Origin of the sequence: Citrobacter sp. Res13-Sevr-PEB04-36 (assembly GCF_015672735.1) — a bacterium.
Classification (GTDB): domain Bacteria; phylum Pseudomonadota; class Gammaproteobacteria; order Enterobacterales; family Enterobacteriaceae; genus Citrobacter.
Genome location: NZ_JADABY010000003.1, coordinates 24,811 through 41,553 on the forward strand (window position 1 = coordinate 24,811; position 16,743 = coordinate 41,553).

Here is a 16,743-nt window from a genome sequence, read left to right on the forward strand (position 1 = left end):
CGCAGCGCCATCCGGCAGTCGTTCAACCGGCCAACAAACTCAACGCAGTACCATCAGCAGTGCCAGCACGACAACCGCACCGATGCTCATTGATGCGACATACCAGCGCAGATACCCGTTCTCACTGAGCAGCAGACCTTTGCCTGCAAAGCGGGAGAGGATCGCCGGAATGTTCATCATTGCGTTCATCGGGTCGCGTTTCAGCAGCCAGGCAACGCCAAGGAACGGCTTCACGAACACTTTGTCGTACAGCCAGTCAAAGCCCCAGGCGTTATACCACCAGGTGCCCAGCAGACGGCCCGGCGCACTGTTGGCAATCGAGGTCACAAGCGTACGTTTACCCAGCCACAGCCATGCTGCAATCAGGATCCCCGCAATCGCGACGATGCCAGAGGTAATTTCCAGCGTCATCACGCTACCATGCGGCAGTTCGGTAGTCGCCGGAAGCACGCCATGCAACGGAGGCACAATCAGCGCGCCAACGAAGGTGGACAGGATCATCAACACAATCAGCGGCAGATGGTGGGTAATCCCCTTCCCTGCGTGCGCGTGAATTTGTTCTTTACCGTGGAACACGATGAAAATCATACGGAAGGTGTACAGAGAGGTCATAAACGCACCGACCAAACCTGCCACCATCAGATTGATATGACCGTTCGCCATCGCACCGGCCAGAATCTCATCCTTACTGAAGAAGCCTGCGGTAATCAGCGGCAGAGCCGACAACGCCGCGCCGCCAACCAGGAAGCTGAGATAAACCAGTGGGATTGACTTACGCAAGCCGCCCATTTTGAAGATGTTCTGTTCGTGGTGGCAGGCCAGGATCACCGAACCCGATGCCAGGAACAGCAGCGCTTTAAAGAAGGCGTGCGTCATCAAGTGGAAAATCGCCGCATCCCAGGCCTGAACGCCCAGCGCCAGGAACATGTAGCCAATCTGGCTCATGGTGGAATACGCGAGAACGCGTTTGATGTCGGTCTGTACCAGCGCAGCGAAGCCTGCCAGCACCAGCGTGATCGCCCCGATAATCCCCACCAGGTGCAGGATTTCCGGCGTCAGCAGGAACAGGCCGTGGGTACGCGCAATCAGGTAGACACCAGCAGTAACCATCGTTGCGGCGTGGATCAGCGCGGAGACAGGCGTCGGGCCGGCCATCGCATCAGCAAGCCACGTCTGCAACGGCAACTGCGCCGATTTACCGACCGCACCGCCCAGCAGCATCAGGGTTGCCCACATCAGCATGTCATTGCCCGCGGCAAAGTGCGCCGGTGCCAGTTCAACCATTTCACGGAAGTTCAGCGTGCCCAGCTCGTTGTAGAGAATGAACAGCGCGAACGCCAGGAATACGTCGCCGACACGGGTAACCACGAAAGCTTTCATTGCCGCAGCGCCATTCTTCGGATCGGTATAGTAGAACCCGATCAGCAGATAGGAGCACAGGCCCACGCCTTCCCAGCCGAGGTACATCAGCAGCAGGTTGTCCGCCAGTACCAGAATCACCATGCTGGCGATAAACAGGTTGGTGTAGGCGAAGAAGCGGGAGTAGCCCTCTTCGCCGCGCATGTACCAGGAGGCGAACATGTGGATCAGGAAACCAACGCCGGTCACCACTGAGAGCATGGTCAGCGACAGGCCGTCCAGCACCAGATTAAAACCAATGTTAAAGTTGCCAACAGACATCCACGTCCACAGCGGAACGCTAAACGCCTGTTTACCGTTAGCGAAGAAATCGACGCCAACAAACGCGGTGACCAGCGCCGCCAGGCCAATCGACCCGACACCCACGGTAGCGGACAGATTTTCTGACCAACGACCGCGAGAGAACGCCAGTAATACAAAGCCAAGAAATGGCAGAATAATGGTTAACGCAAGCATGTTCATCCACGCATCTCACTTACTGAATCGATGTTCAGGTTCTGGCGGCGGCGATGAAGTTGCAGCAACAGCGCAAGTCCAATGCTCGCTTCCGCAGCCGCAAGGCTGATGGCGAGAATGTACATCACCTGACCATCGGTCTGGCCCCAGTAGCTTCCGGCGACCACAAAGGCCAGCGCAGAGGCGTTAATCATGATTTCCAGCCCAATCAGCATAAACAGCAGATTGCGGCGGATAACCAGACCGGTTAAGCCCAGTACGAATAAGACAGCCGCGAGGATCAGTCCATGTTGTAAGGGGATCATGCGTGCTCCTCCGTTTTTCTTTTCGCGCGGTCATCCGTGCGGTTGCTCAGCACTTCGCCAGAACGTTCTTCGCGACCGACGTGGAAGGCCACAACCAGACCCGCCAGCAGCAGCATTGACGCCAGCTCAACCGCCAGGACATAAGGTCCGAACAGCGAGATACCGACCGCTTTCGCGCTAATTGGCGTTCCGTCGATGCCCTGATCGTTAACGCCGAGAATCGCGTAGACAATCACCGCCAGCATGATGGCCGACAGAATCGCCGGACCAATCCACACTTGCGGTCTCAGCCACTGACGTTCCTGTTCGATTTCAGCACCGCCCAGGTTAAGCATCATGACCACGAACACGAACAGCACCATGATGGCACCCGCGTACACGATAATTTCCAGCGCACCGGCGAAGTAAGCGCCCAGCGAGAAAAACACCCCAGAAATCGCCAGCAGCGAAATAATCAGGTACAGCAGTGCGTGTACCGGATTAGTGTGGGTGATGACCCGCAAGGTTGCGAGAATGGCTATCAGGCCACAGATATAAAAAGCGAACTCCATTGCCCCTCTCCTTACGGTAACAGGCTCTTGACGTCGATAGGCTTGGCTTCGTTCTCTGCTTCGCCCTTATCTTTGCCGTCGATTGCCATACCTGCCATCCGGTAGAAGTTATATTCCGGATATTTACCCGGACCGGAGATCAGCAGATCCTCTTTCTCGTAAACCAGATCCTGGCGCTTATACTCACCCAGTTCGAAATCCGGAGTAAGCTGAATGGCCGTTGTCGGACAGGCTTCTTCGCACATACCGCAAAAAATGCAGCGTGAGAAGTTGATGCGGAAAAACTCCGGATACCAGCGACCATCTTTAGTCTCTGCTTTTTGCAGAGAGATGCAGCCGACCGGACAGGCTACCGCACACAGGTTACAAGCAACGCAGCGCTCTTCGCCGTCCGGGTCGCGCGTCAGTACGATACGACCACGAAAACGGGGCGGTAGATAGACCGGCTCTTCCGGGTACATCTGCGTTTCGCGTTTGGCGAACGCATGCAGGCCGATCATCCAGATACTACGAAGCTGGGTGCCTGCGCCTACAAGTAATTCTTTTAAGGTCATGGTCTTTGTGTCCCTTATTGCGCCTGCCACAGAATGACAGCCGCCGTTACCAGCAAATTGACGAGCGTCAGCGGCAGACAAACTTTCCAGCCGAAGGACATTACCTGGTCATAACGAGGACGCGGTAACGACGCACGAATCAAAATGAACATCATCATAAAGAACGCGGTTTTCAGCGCGAACCAGACGAATGGCGGTAAGAACGGGCCATGCCAGCCACCGAAGAACAGGGTAACCATCAACGCAGAAATGGTGACGATACCGATGTACTCCCCCACGAAGAACAGACCGAATTTCATCCCGGAATATTCAATATGGTAACCATCGGCCAGTTCCTGCTCGGCTTCCGGTTGGTCAAACGGGTGACGGTGACAGACCGCGACGCCCGCGATGGCAAAGGTGACAAAACCAAAGAACTGCGGAATAACGTTCCAGATGTCGGCCTGGTTATTGACGATGTCGGTCATGTTAAATGAACCGGCCTGCGCCACCACGCCCATCAGGGAAAGTCCGAGGAACACTTCATAGCTCAGGGTCTGCGCAGACGCACGCATTGCCCCCAACAGTGAGTATTTGTTGTTGCTCGACCAACCGGCGAACAGCACCGCGTACACCGCCAGACCAGCCATCATCAGGAAGAACAGGATCCCGATGTTAAGGTCAGCGACCACCCAGTTCGGACTGACCGGCACAATGGCGAAGGCCAGCAGCAGCGAGGTGAAAGCGATCATCGGTGCCAGCGTAAAGATGACGCGATCCGAGAATTTCGGGATCCAGTCTTCTTTAAAGAACATCTTGATCATGTCCGCAACCAGCTGGAGCGAACCGCCCCAGCCTACACGGTTTGGCCCGTAACGGTTCTGGAACAGACCCAGCAGACGACGTTCGCCAAAGCTCATGAATGCCCCGCAGGTGACCACCACCAGCAGGATCACTACCGCTTTGAGAATGCTCAGCAGGATCTCAATCAGATCGGGTGTAATCCAACTCATTGTTGTGCCTCCTGCAGATCCTCAAGACGCGCACCTGCCAGAACCGGCGCGATACCCGGCATACCCATCGGCAAACCAACCTGCCCCGCCGTTAACCCTTCTGCGATTTCAACCGGCAGCGTGACCGTATTGCCGTCGTAACTAAAGGAAACGTGCGTGCCGGTATTGACGCCCAACTTCGCAGCATCTGCCGGGTTGAGTTTAATGTACGGCTGCGGCATGCGGGTCTGAATGACCGGCGCGCGCTGGGACATTTCGTCGCTACCAAACAGATGATAGTACGGCGCGATACGCCACTGACCATCCTGCGCCTGGAAGCTCGCCGGAACGGTAGTGAAGTAGTCAAGACCGCCTTCAGAGGCTTCAATCAGACGCACGCCCGGATCGCCATGGCGCAGTTTGCCGCCCACTTCATCCTGGAACTTGTTCCACGCTTGTGGGGAGTTCCAGCCTGGTGCCCAGGCAAACGGAATTTGTGAACGCGGCGCAGACGGCTGGTTGTTCCCTTCCATCGAGAAGGCAAACATAGTGTCTTTGTCCTGCGGTTGACGCGGTTCATGCACGCTGATGTTGGCACGCATGGCGGTACGACCGCTGTAACGATGCGGCTCACGTGCCAGTTTCTGCCCACGAATACGGAAGCTCGCGTCCGGCGCGGCATCTTTAATACCAGCCAGTTGCGGCAGCGCGGCTATGGCGGCGTCGATGACGTGATCGAGCTGCGTCCAGTCCACTTCACGGCTCTGCACGGTGCTGTGCAGCGAATGCAGCCAGCGCCAGCTTTCCAGCATCACAATGCTGCTGTCGTAGTAGCTTGGGTCATACACCTGGAAGAAACGCTGTGCGCGGCCTTCGTTGTTGATGACCGTACCGTCGCTTTCTGCAAAACTTGCTGCAGAAAGAACCAGATGGGCATTGTCCATAATCGCGGTACGCTGATGGTCAACGACCAGTACCAGCGGTGCTTTCGCCAGGGCAGCGTTAACGCGAGTGGCGGACGCATGGCGATGCAGGTCATTTTCCAGCACCACTACGGCGTCAGCACGACCTGTTTCCAGTTCGGTCAGCGCATCATCAAGCGAACCGCCGCCAATCATGCCGAGGCCCATGCTGTTAACAGAGCGGGCAATCATGGTGATGCCAACATCTGCGCCACGACCTTTCAGCGCCTTCGCCACGTTGGCAGCGGCCTGAATCACTTCAGCGCTACCGGCGTTGGTACCAGAAATAATCAACGGTTTCTTCGCACCAGCCAGGGCCTGAACGATGACGTCGATTTTGTTCTGCAGGTCGCGGTCGATACCGTCAACCGCCGGGGCGGTGTTATCCAGCGCGTGGGCAATTGCGAAACCTAAACGCGCCTGATCTTCAACCGGAGCACGGTAGGTCCATGCCGCGATATCATCCAGACGGGTGTTATCCACGTTGGTCACGAACAGCGGGTGCTTGGCACGTTGGCCGATGTTGAGGATCGCGGCAATCTGCCAGTCAGCCACTTTCTGCGCTGCTGCCATTTCGCGTGCTTTACCTTTCACCGCCTGACGTACAGCCAGCGCAACGCGCGCGCCGGTCTGGGTGACATCTTCGCCCAGTACCAGTACCGCATCGTAAGATTCAATCTCGCGCAGCGCCGGGGTATGAATACCGCCGTCACGCAGCACGCTCAGCGCCAGTTGCAGACGTTCCAGTTCGCCTTGAGCGATACCGGTATAGAAGTTTTCCGCACCCACCAGTTCGCGCAGCGCAAAGTTGCTTTCAACGCTGGCGCGCGGGGAACCGATGCCGATCACTTTCTTCGACTGACGCAGAATATCAGCCGCGCCCTGCATTGCCTGCTCGGCGTTGAGGGTGATCAGATCGTCGCCACGACGCTGAACCGGCTGACGCGGACGGTCTTTCAGGTTCACGTAACCATAGCCAAAACGACCACGGTCGCAGAGGAAGTAGTGGTTAACGGTACCGTTATAACGGTTTTCGATACGACGCAGTTCACCGTAACGCTCTCCCGGGCTGGTGTTACAGCCAATGGAACACTGCTGGCAGATGCTCGGCGCAAACTGCATGTCCCATTTACGGTTATAACGCTCGGAGTGCGTTTTATCGGTGAACACACCGGTCGGACAGATTTCTACCAGGTTACCGGAGAATTCGCTTTCCAGCACGCCGTCTTCCGGGCGACCAAAGTAGACGTTGTCATGTGCGCCATAGACGCCCAGATCTGCGCCATCAGCGTAATCTTTGTAGTAGCGAACGCAGCGATAACAGGCGATGCAGCGGTTCATTTCGTGAGAGATGAACGGCCCCAGGTCCTGGTTGCGGTGGGTGCGCTTGGTAAAGCGGTAGCGACGGAAGCTATGACCCGTCATCACGGTCATATCCTGAAGGTGGCAGTTACCGCCCTCTTCGCAGACCGGACAGTCGTGTGGGTGGTTAGTCATCAACCACTCCACCACGCTTTCACGGAACTGTTTCGCTTCTTCGTCATCGATAGAAATAAAGGTGCCTTCGGTAGCCGGTGTCATACAAGACATCACCAGGCGACCACGCGTATCTTCCGCGTTTTGATATTGCTTCACCGCACACTGGCGGCAAGCACCGACGCTTCCCAGCGCCGGGTGCCAGCAAAAGTACGGAATATCAAGGCCGAGGGACAGACAAGCTTCTAGCAGGTTGTCTGCACCATTAACCTCATATTCTTTGCCGTCTACATGAATCGTAGCCATAGTCAGCATGCTTCCAGTTGGCTTAGTCAGTGACTAAGCGTTAATCGAATTTCTTTTCCGCTTTATCCTTCAAGCTGCCTCGGCATTGGCTTCCCTCGCTCCTCCCAGTCACTTACTTTAGTAAGCTCAGGGGTTCTCTCGGTTGCCGCCTTGACGCATCTTGAATGCTTTCGCGTAAAACGTTTACCAGCGCTCTTTCAGCAGGTTCGGCTGAATACCACCAATCGCATGGGTATTGCTGAAGGTCTGCTTGATGCCAGCTTCGAATTCTTCGCGGAAATATTTAATGGCGCTCTGCAGCGGTTCGACCGCACCCGGTGCGTGTGCACAGAAGGTTTTACCCGGACCGAGGAAACGACACAGTTGCTCAAGTGTCTCGATATCCCCAGGCTGGCCTTCGCCACGCTCCAGCGCACGCAGAATTTTTACGCTCCACGGCAAACCATCACGGCACGGTGTACACCAGCCGCAGGACTCGCGGGCAAAGAACTCTTCGAGGTTACGCACCAGCGGCACCATGCCAATCTCGTGATCGACCGCCATCGCCAGCGCGGTACCCAGACGGCTACCGGCTTTACCGATGCTTTCGAACTCCATCGGCAGGTCAAGGTGCGCTTCGGTCAGGAAGTCAGTCCCCGCACCGCCCGGCTGCCAGGCTTTGAACTTCAGTCCATCACGCATGCCGCCCGCGTAATCTTCGAGGATTTCACGCGCGGTGGTGCCAAACGGCAGCTCCCACAGTCCCGGATTCTTCACGCGACCAGAGAAACCCATCAGCTTGGTACCGGCGTCTTTGCTCTTCGAAATATTCTGGTACCACTCCACACCGTTGGCGAGGATAGCCGGTACGTTACACAGAGTTTCGACGTTGTTTACGCAGGTCGGCTTACCCCAGGCGCCAGAGCTTGCCGGGAACGGCGGCTTGGAGCGCGGGTTAGCACGACGACCTTCGAGGGAGTTGATCAGTGCGGTTTCTTCACCGCAGATGTAACGCCCTGCCCCGGTGTGCACAAACAGTTCGAAGTCGAAACCGGTGCCCATGATATTTTTGCCAAGCAGACCCGCTTCGGTCGCTTCAGCAATGGCGCGACGCAGATTGACCGCCGCTTCAATGTATTCACCGCGCAGGAAGATGTAACCGCGGTACGCTTTCAGCGCAAACGCGGAGATCAGCATGCCTTCCACCAGCAGGTGCGGCAGCTGTTCCATCAACAGACGGTCTTTATAGGTGCCCGGCTCCATTTCATCGGCGTTACACAGCAGGTAACGGATGTTCATGGATTCGTCTTTCGGCATCAGGCTCCACTTCAGTCCCGTGGAAAAGCCCGCGCCGCCGCGCCCTTTCAGGCCGGCGTCTTTTACCTGATTGACGATTTCGTCCGGTGACAGCCCGGTCAGGGCCTTACGCGCACCTTCGTAACCGTTCTTGCTACGGTATTCATCCAGCCATATTGGCTGGTTGTCATCGCGCAGACGCCAGGTCAGCGGATGCGTTTCGGGAGTACGGATAATGTCTTTCATTTATACCGCTCCAGCAGTTCGGGAATGCCTTCCGGGGTCAGATGAGCATGCGTGTCTTCATCGATCATCATGTTCGGCCCCTTGTCGCAGTTCCCCAGGCAACAGGTCGGCAGCAGCGTAAAGCGACCGTCAAAGGTCGTCTGCCCCGGCTTGATGTTGAGTTTTTTCTCAAGCGCAGCCTGGATCCCCTGATAGCCGTTGATATGGCACACCACGCTATCGCAGTAGCGGATCACGTGGCGACCGACCGGCTGGCGGAAGATCTGGCTGTAAAACGTGGCAACACCTTCAACGTCGCTTGCCGGGATACCCAGCACATCAGCGATCGCATAGATCGCCCCATCCGGCACCCAGCCACGCTGTTTCTGAACGATTTTCAGCGCTTCAATGGACGCCGCACGCGGGTCTTCGTAGTGGTGCTTCTCGTGCTCAATCGCTTCACGCTCAGCCGCACTCAGCTCAAAAGCCTCAGTTTGTGGTTGTTGATTCTCGTGCATAATTAGCGGTCCACATCTGACATAACAAAATCGATACTACCCAGATGGACGATAAGGTCGGACACCAGGCTGCCACGTACCGCTACCGGGATCTGCTGCAAATGCGCATAGCTCGGCGTACGGATACGAGTACGGTAACTCATGGTGCTGCCATCGCTGGTCAGGTAGTAACTGTTGATACCCTTGGTCGCTTCCACCATCTGGAAGGATTCTTGCGCCGGCATAACCGGGCCCCACGACACTTGCAGGAAGTGGGTGATCAGGGTTTCGATATGCTGTAGCGTGCGCTCTTTCGGCGGCGGCGTGGTCAGCGGGTGATCCGCTTTGAACGGGCCTTCCGGCATGTTGTTGAGGCACTGCTCAAGGATGCGCAGACTCTGGCGCAGCTCTTCAACCTTCAGCATCACACGGGTGTAGCAGTCGGAAACACCACCGCCCACCGGGATTTCGAAGTCGAAGTTTTCATAGCCTGAGTACGGACGTGACTTACGCACGTCGAAATCAATACCGGTTGCACGCAATGCAGCACCGGTACAACCCCAATCCAGCGCTTCTTTCTTACCGTAAGCGGCAACGCCCTGCGAACGGCCTTTCAGGATGGTGTTGCGCAGCGCAGCTTTCTCGTAGGAATCCAGACGCTTTGGCATCCAGTCGAGGAAATCACGCAGCAGCTTGTCCCAACCGCGCGGCAGGTCGTGCGCAACGCCGCCGATACGGAACCAGGCCGGGTGCATACGGAAACCGGTGATCGCTTCAACCACGTCATAGATTTTCTGACGGTCGGTAAAGGCGAAGAACACGGGGGTCATCGCGCCGACGTCCTGAATGAACGTAGAGATATACAGCAGGTGGCTGTTGATACGGAAAAGTTCAGAAAGCATTACGCGGATCACGTTGACACGATCCGGTACGGTAATGCCCGCCAGCTTTTCTACCGCCAGCACGTACGGCATTTCGTTCACGCAGCCGCCGAGGTATTCGATACGGTCGGTGTACGGAATGTAGCTGTGCCAGGACTGACGTTCACCCATCTTTTCGGCGCCACGATGGTGGTAGCCGATGTCAGGCACACAGTCGACGATCTCTTCGCCGTCAAGCTGAAGAACAATACGGAATGCACCGTGAGAAGACGGGTGGTTCGGACCGAGGTTGAGGAACATAAAGTCCTCGTTTTCGGTACCGCGTTGCATGCCCCAGTCTTCAGGTTTGAAGGTCAGTGATTCCATTTCCAGATCCTGCTTGGCTTTGGTCAGCTCAAACGGATCGAATTCGGTCGCACGCGCCGGGTAATCTTTACGCAGCGGATGGCCTTCCCAGGTATGCGGCATCAGCAGACGCGTCAGGTGCGGGTGGCCTTCGATATCAATACCAAACATTTCCCAGGTTTCACGCTCATACCAGTTGGCGTTAGGGAACAGTTTGGTGAACGTCGGCACGCGCAGATCGTTTTCAGACAATGCCACCTTGAGCATGATATCGCGATTGCGTTCAATGGAGATCAGGTGATAGAAAACGGAAAAATCCGCGGCAGGTAACCCTTCGCGGTGCGTACGCAGACGTTCGTCCATACCGTGTAAGTCAAACAGCATGACGTAAGGTTTCGGCAATCTCTTTAAGAAATCACCCACTTCCAGGAGTTGTTCACGCTTGACCCAAACAACGGGTACCCCGGTGCGAGTCGCCTGAACGGTAAAGGCATCCGGCCCAAAACGGTTGCGCAGTTCGCCAATGACCGGGTCATCGAGATGATCCCGTGTTTGCCAGGCAGCGTCTTGCGCGGTTAAGTCGGTCATATTGTTCACCATTGCAAATGGTCCGTGGTAGTCAGCAGTGCTTCGCGCTGTTTATCCACTTCATCTTTCAAGCTGTCTCGGTGTTGGCTGCCTTCCCTCACCCCAGTTACTTACTTATGTAAGCGCCAGGGGATTCGCTCAGTTGCCGCCTTGATACACCTTGAATGATTTTGTGTATGTCTAATAGTTCACGAAGCGAAGTGTTGCTGCCGACAGGCGCAAATTAAATCTCGTCCGGTGAGCGAAGATTCGTGACAGCAATACGTTCGCCACGCTTACGCTCGCGCTCTGACTGCATATTGGCGCGATAAACACCCTGATCACCAACCACCCAGGAGAGCGGACGGCGTTCTTTGCCAATGGAGTCTTGCAGCAGCATCAGCGCCTGCATGTAAGCTTCCGGACGCGGCGGGCATCCCGGGATGTACACATCGACCGGAATAAACTTATCAACGCCCTGTACGACGGAGTAAATATCGTACATACCGCCGGAATTAGCGCATGCGCCCATGGAAATAACCCACTTAGGTTCCAGCATCTGATCGTACAGACGCTGAATAACCGGGGCCATTTTGGTAAAGCAGGTGCCGGCCACGACCATCAGGTCTGCCTGGCGCGGAGATGCACGCAGTACTTCTGCACCAAAACGGGCCACGTCATGTACGGCAGTGAACGAGGTCACCATCTCAACGTAGCAGCAGGAAAGGCCAAAGTTGTATGGCCAAATTGAGTTTTTACGGCCCCAGTTAACCATGTCATGCAGTTTGCCCATGAACACGTTTTTGTTAACTTCTTGCTCCAGGGGGTCGGTTACGATCTCCTGTTTTTGCAGGGGGTAACGGTCGTTCTCACCGTTAGGATCTATGCGGGTGAGCGTATAATCCATCTTAATGCCTCGCGGTTAGCGTTGACGATTAGCGATACTGTTCGTTTCCGGGTTCATACGCTCGCGGCGTGAACGCGCGGGCGTCCAGTCCAGCGCGCCAATACGCACCAGATAAACCAGACCTGCCAGTAACACAAAAATAAAAATTGCAGCTTCCACAAAGCCAATCCAGCCGCTTTCACGGATAGACGTCGACCATGCGAAAAGATACAGCGCTTCAACGTCGAAGATAACGAAGAACATGGCTACCAGATAAAACTTGGCAGACAGGCGCAAGCGGGCGGTGCCGACCGAGTCGATACCTGATTCAAACGGCACGTTTTTAGATCTCGCGCGCGCGCGACCACCTAAAAACCAGCCGCCGACGAGCATCAGGCAGCACAGGCCAATGGCAACAATAAGAAAGATAGCGAATGCCCAGTGATGAGCGATGATTTCAGTGGATGTTGACATACTCATTGCTTACTCATCAAAAGTAGCGCCAAATTCTCTGCTCTTTACGGCAGATGAACGCCACATCGATTCATGGGGAGGAATAAAAAAAACCTTACAATCACTGTAGAAAACGATTTATACAGCCAATTGATGGGGTTTTTTACTCCTTTCTATAACCTTTTGTCAACTTTAACAAAAGTTTCCTCACATTATTTTACACCAATTCAATTTCATTAACATAAAGTGCTATTTAGCCTGATTCCGATTGAGTCATCAGTCAATTTTAATGTTGTTGAATCGTGTCCGTAGTGAAGTAAAAAAGATAATACACCTCTATTTTGACAGGAATTCGTGCAGATGCCTCCCCCTAAATGTGAGTATTTTCTTGATCTGTGACACGCTTTTGTTAATCCACCATAAAAAACAGCAACAATTTCTCTAGTTTTTTAACATGAAAATAAATCACCCTTATGCTGTTTATTTTCTGTGCGATCTACGTGCTGTTTTTTTACCCGCTGATTTTATTCACTTTTCATTCACAAAATGACGTTAATCTGCGTAATTCGTATAAAAAAAGAGCCACTGAAAGCTTTTTCATCTTTAGTGGCTCTTTTTTGCACTTACATTTTAAAATGATTATTTGTGACTCGTTACTCAAAATCACCTTCAACGATCAGCGAATCATCTCCCCCTTCAGGGGTAAACTGATTGTATTGCCAGGGGTTTTGGTAACTCTCCATCGACCTAAAAATAACCTGAGCTAACTCGTTTTGCGTGCTGGAATCACAGCACAGCAGGTACTCAGTTTCTGGCAATGGTGGCAAACCGTCCACCGAGCCTAATACGCGCAAGTCCGGGCTCATCATTTCTACCGGACGGGCCGTGACGCCCAAGCCCGCTTTTACTGCAGCCCGAACTGCGGGCAATGTTGAAGCCACATAGGCCAGACGCCACGGGATCTGCGCGGCGTTTAGCGTAGACAGCACGATATCGCGAAACGGGCTGGGATCGTCCAGCAGGACCAGCGGTACGGGTTCCCCTTTCTGCAATATATATTCGGCCGCGCAATACCAGTGCGTCGGTGAGGTGCGCAGATTCAGGCACTCAAAATCACCAGGGCGGTTGGTGGTCACCACCAAATCCACCTCTTGCGACTTCAGCATATCGACCATAAAAGCGTTACGCTTAACTCTTACGTCCAGCGCAAGCTTCGGATAAACCGAACTGATGCGGTTGAGTAAAAACGGCAGTATCGTATCGGCGGATTCATCAGAAGCGCCAATAGTTAACACTCCCTGAAGATTATTGAACATTAATGATGAGCAAGCCTCATCATTGAAGCGCAAAATTTTTCTGGCGTAACCCAACAGCTGAATACCATGTTCCGTCAGCAGTTTGTTACGTCCGTGGCGCGCGAACAACTCTTTCCCGACAAGTTGCTCGAGGCGTTGCATTTGCTGGCTCACCGCAGACTGAGTGCGACATACCGCAGCAGCCGCCGCCGCCGCGAAGGTATTCAGATCGGCAACAGCAACAAACGTTCTCAGCAGATCGAGATCGAGGTTAATTATCGGACGATTTGCATTTATCATAAATTTTCACTTACTCGCGGGTCATTCCGGGTTAATGCTGTGCATTCAGAAACAAACAATTCCATTTGAAATGAGCCTCCCTCGCAGTTTCACTTAGTGTAACTAAGTGAAAATAAGGATGTATTGAGCGTAACAACTGAAACACCCATCTTACTTCGCTATATAATACGCCGCGTCACTAATCGGAATATAGCAAAGAGAAAGCGCCATTTTTTAGCTACAGGCTGATTTTCACTAATGGAAAACATGTAAATTTTGTAAATATGAGAAATAGTTAACAAACACTAATTTACACATTAAAAGCTAACTTTTCAGCATGTTATGAACTGAGTGTCAGCATTAGAATTATCAAACAACATACACTACTTACCATTTCATGGGACTTATCTTAACCCAAAACCACTATATTTATAAGTGTTATCGCGAATAATCTGATGCAAAATGGTGTTATGTCTGGTCCGTCGTTTTCGTATTATTAACGCATTGAATGGATACTGTTTAAATATTAAATAATAATTAATTAAAACCCTCACCATTCATTAATTATGCTTAACAATAGATTCACACTGCAAGCCCGACAGATCATGCCGATAACAGACTGTAAGGATAAGTGTTCCGTATTTTAGAATTACGCTTTCCACCGCCATAAGCTGATTGTTTTCGCAGCTGACCCATAACTATTTCTTACCAGACAAACAACCAGGATACAGCCAATTGAATGGAATATATAACCACATTATATAATTTTATTAGAATAAAATTCTAATAAATGATAATTAAGCACTCTTTTTCGGTTAATTGTAGCTTTGTGATCCATCAAAATCTTCTGCTAAAGACCCTTCAAAACGCACCGTCGTAAGAGTACATTGTTCTGTGCTGACTTCCACGGCAGGGAGTGGCATTCACAGCTAAAAAGGTCAAGGTTCATGTCCCCTATTGAAAAATCCAGCAAATTAGAAAATGTCTGTTATGACATTCGAGGCCCAGTTCTGAAGGAAGCAAAGCGTCTGGAAGAAGAAGGCAATAAGGTTCTGAAACTTAACATCGGCAACCCAGCGCCATTCGGGTTTGAAGCACCCGATGAAATTCTGGTTGATGTGATCCGTAATTTGCCCACAGCGCAAGGATATTGCGACTCAAAAGGTCTTTATTCCGCCCGCAAAGCGATAATGCAGCATTACCAGGCTCGTGGGATGCGCGACGTTACCGTGGAAGACATTTATATTGGTAACGGTGTTTCCGAGTTAATTGTTCAGGCAATGCAGGCGTTGCTGAATAGCGGGGACGAAATGCTGGTGCCTGCGCCTGATTATCCGCTGTGGACGGCGGCAGTATCGCTTTCCAGTGGTAAGGCTGTGCACTACCTGTGTGATGAATCCTCTGACTGGTTCCCGGACCTCGACGATATTCGTGCCAAAATTACCCCACGCACGCGTGGGATCGTCATCATCAACCCCAACAACCCTACCGGCGCCGTCTATTCCAAAGAGCTGCTGATGGAGATTGTTGAGATTGCGCGTCAGCATAATCTTATTATCTTTGCTGACGAGATTTACGACAAAATTCTTTATGATGACGCAGAGCATCATTCTATTGCCCCGCTGGCACCAGATCTGCTGACCATCACCTTCAACGGTCTGTCAAAAACGTATCGTGTTGCGGGTTTCCGCCAGGGCTGGATGGTACTGAACGGACCAAAGAAACACGCCAAAGGGTATATTGAAGGTCTGGAGATGTTGGCCTCTATGCGTTTGTGCGCCAACGTTCCGGCGCAGCATGCCATCCAAACCGCACTGGGCGGATACCAAAGCATTAGTGAATTCATCATGCCTGGCGGACGCCTGTATGAACAGCGCAACCGTGCCTGGGAATTACTCAACGACATTCCCGGCGTTTCATGCGTGAAGCCGCGCGGCGCGCTGTACATGTTCCCGAAAATTGATGCCAAGCGCTTCAATATTCATGACGACCAGAAAATGGTGCTCGACTTCCTGTTACAGGAAAAAGTGCTGCTGGTGCAGGGTACAGCATTCAACTGGCCATGGCCGGATCACTTCCGTATCGTGACGCTGCCGCGTATTGATGATATCGAAATGTCGCTAAGCAAATTTGAGCGCTTCCTGTCTGGCTATCACCAGCTGTAAGTCGAAAATCAGCAACCGGAATACGCTAAATAATTCGAGTTGCAGGAAGGCGGCGACGCAATGAATCCCCAGGAGCTTACAAGAGTAAGTGACTGGGGTGAATGAGGAAAGCCAACGCGCATGCAAATTGAATTATGACGAGTATTTGCATCTGACAGCCTTCTCTGCGCAAAATGACTCTTAGGTTGCCATCATATAAGGGTCGTTATGAAGCAGAGCCATTTTTTTGCCCACCTCTCCCGTCTGAAACTCATTAACCGCTGGCCGCTGATGCGCAACGTGCGCACCGAAAACGTATCTGAACACAGTCTGCAAGTCGCGATGGTTGCGCATGCGCTGGCGGCAATTAAGAACCGCAAGTTTGGCGGTCAGGTTAACGCTGAACGCATTGCCCTGCTGGCGATGTATCACGATGCCTCCGAAGTGCTGACCGGCGACCTCCCTACTCCAGTGAAATACTTCAACTCGCAAATCGCCCAGGAATATAAAGCTATTGAGAAAATTGCCCAGCAGAAACTGGTCGACATGGTGCCTGATGAACTGCGCGATATTTTTGCACCGTTAATTGATGAACACGCCAGCAGCGATGAAGAGCGAGCGATTGTCAAACAAGCCGATGCGCTTTGCGCCTATCTGAAGTGCCTTGAAGAACTTTCGGCCGGAAATAATGAGTTTCTGTTGGCGAAAACGCGGCTGGAAAAAACGCTGGAATCACGTCGCAGTGAAGAGATGGACTATTTTTTAGACGTTTTTGTACCGAGTTTCCACCTCTCGCTGGATGAAATTAGCCAGGACTCGCCATTGTAAGTTTGCGGCGACGTTGCCTTTGTAGGCCGGATAAGACGTTTACGTCGCCATCCGGCATCGTGCGTCAT

Annotated in this window: 14 protein-coding genes; 2 read left to right on the forward strand and 12 right to left on the reverse strand. The window is 53.0% G+C overall.

Annotated features, from left to right (window positions below; translation table 11 throughout):
* Nucleotides 1-39 precede the first annotated feature (39 nt).
* From nuoL to lrhA, 12 genes are all read right to left on the reverse strand, one after another.
* Nucleotides 40-1,881, reverse strand: coding sequence for an NADH-quinone oxidoreductase subunit L (gene nuoL, locus IMQ48_RS00205; protein ID WP_196207438.1), 1,842 nt, complete (start codon nucleotides 1,879-1,881; stop codon nucleotides 40-42).
* Nucleotides 1,878-2,180 carry an NADH-quinone oxidoreductase subunit NuoK gene (gene nuoK / locus IMQ48_RS00210; protein WP_006683663.1) on the reverse strand — a complete coding sequence of 101 codons (303 nt, stop codon included), beginning with the start codon at nucleotides 2,178-2,180 and terminating at the stop codon, nucleotides 1,878-1,880. Before nuoK ends, nuoL begins: the two co-directional genes overlap by 4 nt.
* Complete coding sequence (gene nuoJ / locus IMQ48_RS00215; protein ID WP_096756375.1) at nucleotides 2,177-2,731, reverse strand: NADH-quinone oxidoreductase subunit J; 555 nt, start codon at nucleotides 2,729-2,731, stop codon at nucleotides 2,177-2,179. The genes nuoK and nuoJ overlap by 4 nt, the downstream gene beginning before the upstream one ends.
* A gap of 11 nt (nucleotides 2,732-2,742) precedes the next feature.
* Nucleotides 2,743-3,285, reverse strand: coding sequence for an NADH-quinone oxidoreductase subunit NuoI (gene nuoI, locus IMQ48_RS00220; protein WP_096756374.1), 543 nt, complete (start codon nucleotides 3,283-3,285; stop codon nucleotides 2,743-2,745).
* A gap of 14 nt (nucleotides 3,286-3,299) precedes the next feature.
* Entirely contained in the window at nucleotides 3,300-4,277 is a 978-nt protein-coding gene (gene nuoH / locus IMQ48_RS00225; RefSeq protein WP_003028063.1) for an NADH-quinone oxidoreductase subunit NuoH, read from the reverse strand.
* Complete coding sequence (gene nuoG, locus IMQ48_RS00230; RefSeq protein ID WP_196207439.1) at nucleotides 4,274-7,000, reverse strand: NADH-quinone oxidoreductase subunit NuoG; 2,727 nt, start codon at nucleotides 6,998-7,000, stop codon at nucleotides 4,274-4,276. The genes nuoH and nuoG overlap by 4 nt, the downstream gene beginning before the upstream one ends.
* 183 nt (nucleotides 7,001-7,183) lie before the next feature.
* A complete protein-coding gene (gene nuoF / locus IMQ48_RS00235) occupies nucleotides 7,184-8,521 on the reverse strand; it encodes an NADH-quinone oxidoreductase subunit NuoF (RefSeq protein WP_096756373.1) in 1,338 nt (445 codons plus the stop codon).
* A complete protein-coding gene (nuoE, locus tag IMQ48_RS00240) occupies nucleotides 8,518-9,018 on the reverse strand; it encodes an NADH-quinone oxidoreductase subunit NuoE (RefSeq protein ID WP_003028069.1) in 501 nt (166 codons plus the stop codon). Before nuoE ends, nuoF begins: the two co-directional genes overlap by 4 nt.
* Before the next feature lie 2 nt (nucleotides 9,019-9,020).
* On the reverse strand, nucleotides 9,021-10,823 hold the full coding sequence (nuoC, locus tag IMQ48_RS00245) for an NADH-quinone oxidoreductase subunit C/D (protein ID WP_096756372.1): 1,803 nt from the start codon (nucleotides 10,821-10,823) through the stop codon (nucleotides 9,021-9,023).
* Nucleotides 10,824-11,034: 211 nt separating this feature from the next.
* Nucleotides 11,035-11,697 carry an NADH-quinone oxidoreductase subunit NuoB gene (nuoB, locus tag IMQ48_RS00250; protein WP_196207440.1) on the reverse strand — a complete coding sequence of 221 codons (663 nt, stop codon included), beginning with the start codon at nucleotides 11,695-11,697 and terminating at the stop codon, nucleotides 11,035-11,037.
* 15 nt (nucleotides 11,698-11,712) lie between these two features.
* On the reverse strand, nucleotides 11,713-12,156 hold the full coding sequence (nuoA, locus tag IMQ48_RS00255; RefSeq protein WP_003028077.1) for an NADH-quinone oxidoreductase subunit NuoA: 444 nt from the start codon (nucleotides 12,154-12,156) through the stop codon (nucleotides 11,713-11,715).
* Nucleotides 12,157-12,782: 626 nt separating this feature from the next.
* On the reverse strand, nucleotides 12,783-13,724 hold the full coding sequence (gene lrhA, locus IMQ48_RS00260) for a transcriptional regulator LrhA (protein ID WP_196207441.1): 942 nt from the start codon (nucleotides 13,722-13,724) through the stop codon (nucleotides 12,783-12,785).
* Nucleotides 13,725-14,650: 926 nt separating this feature from the next.
* On the opposite strand from lrhA, the gene alaA reads away from it, so the two are divergent.
* Together alaA and yfbR are read left to right on the forward strand one after the other, a co-directional pair.
* Nucleotides 14,651-15,868: an alanine transaminase AlaA gene (alaA, locus tag IMQ48_RS00265; protein WP_135321183.1), complete on the forward strand. Its 1,218-nt coding sequence runs from the start codon at nucleotides 14,651-14,653 to the stop codon at nucleotides 15,866-15,868.
* A gap of 207 nt (nucleotides 15,869-16,075) precedes the next feature.
* Nucleotides 16,076-16,675 (forward strand): 5'-deoxynucleotidase, encoded by a 600-nt coding sequence (gene yfbR / locus IMQ48_RS00270; RefSeq protein WP_196207442.1) that lies wholly within the window; start codon nucleotides 16,076-16,078, stop codon nucleotides 16,673-16,675.
* The last annotated feature ends 68 nt before the right edge of the window (nucleotides 16,676-16,743 follow it).

What these genes read in the sequence shown, in the direction of transcription:
- nuoL (WP_196207438.1), bottom strand. Translation starts at nt 1,881, where the DNA reads ATGAACATGCTTGCGTTAACCATTATTCTGCCATTTCTTGGCTTTGTA.
- nuoK (WP_006683663.1), bottom strand. Translation starts at nt 2,180, where the DNA reads ATGATCCCCTTACAACATGGACTGATCCTCGCGGCTGTCTTATTCGTA.
- nuoJ (WP_096756375.1), bottom strand. Translation starts at nt 2,731, where the DNA reads ATGGAGTTCGCTTTTTATATCTGTGGCCTGATAGCCATTCTCGCAACC.
- nuoI (WP_096756374.1), bottom strand. Translation starts at nt 3,285, where the DNA reads ATGACCTTAAAAGAATTACTTGTAGGCGCAGGCACCCAGCTTCGTAGT.
- nuoH (WP_003028063.1), bottom strand. Translation starts at nt 4,277, where the DNA reads ATGAGTTGGATTACACCCGATCTGATTGAGATCCTGCTGAGCATTCTC.
- nuoG (WP_196207439.1), bottom strand. Translation starts at nt 7,000, where the DNA reads ATGGCTACGATTCATGTAGACGGCAAAGAATATGAGGTTAATGGTGCA.
- nuoF (WP_096756373.1), bottom strand. Translation starts at nt 8,521, where the DNA reads ATGAAAGACATTATCCGTACTCCCGAAACGCATCCGCTGACCTGGCGT.
- nuoE (WP_003028069.1), bottom strand. Translation starts at nt 9,018, where the DNA reads ATGCACGAGAATCAACAACCACAAACTGAGGCTTTTGAGCTGAGTGCG.
- nuoC (WP_096756372.1), bottom strand. Translation starts at nt 10,823, where the DNA reads ATGGTGAACAATATGACCGACTTAACCGCGCAAGACGCTGCCTGGCAA.
- nuoB (WP_196207440.1), bottom strand. Translation starts at nt 11,697, where the DNA reads ATGGATTATACGCTCACCCGCATAGATCCTAACGGTGAGAACGACCGT.
- nuoA (WP_003028077.1), bottom strand. Translation starts at nt 12,156, where the DNA reads ATGAGTATGTCAACATCCACTGAAATCATCGCTCATCACTGGGCATTC.
- lrhA (WP_196207441.1), bottom strand. Translation starts at nt 13,724, where the DNA reads ATGATAAATGCAAATCGTCCGATAATTAACCTCGATCTCGATCTGCTG.
- alaA (WP_135321183.1), top strand. Translation starts at nt 14,651, where the DNA reads ATGTCCCCTATTGAAAAATCCAGCAAATTAGAAAATGTCTGTTATGAC.
- yfbR (WP_196207442.1), top strand. Translation starts at nt 16,076, where the DNA reads ATGAAGCAGAGCCATTTTTTTGCCCACCTCTCCCGTCTGAAACTCATT.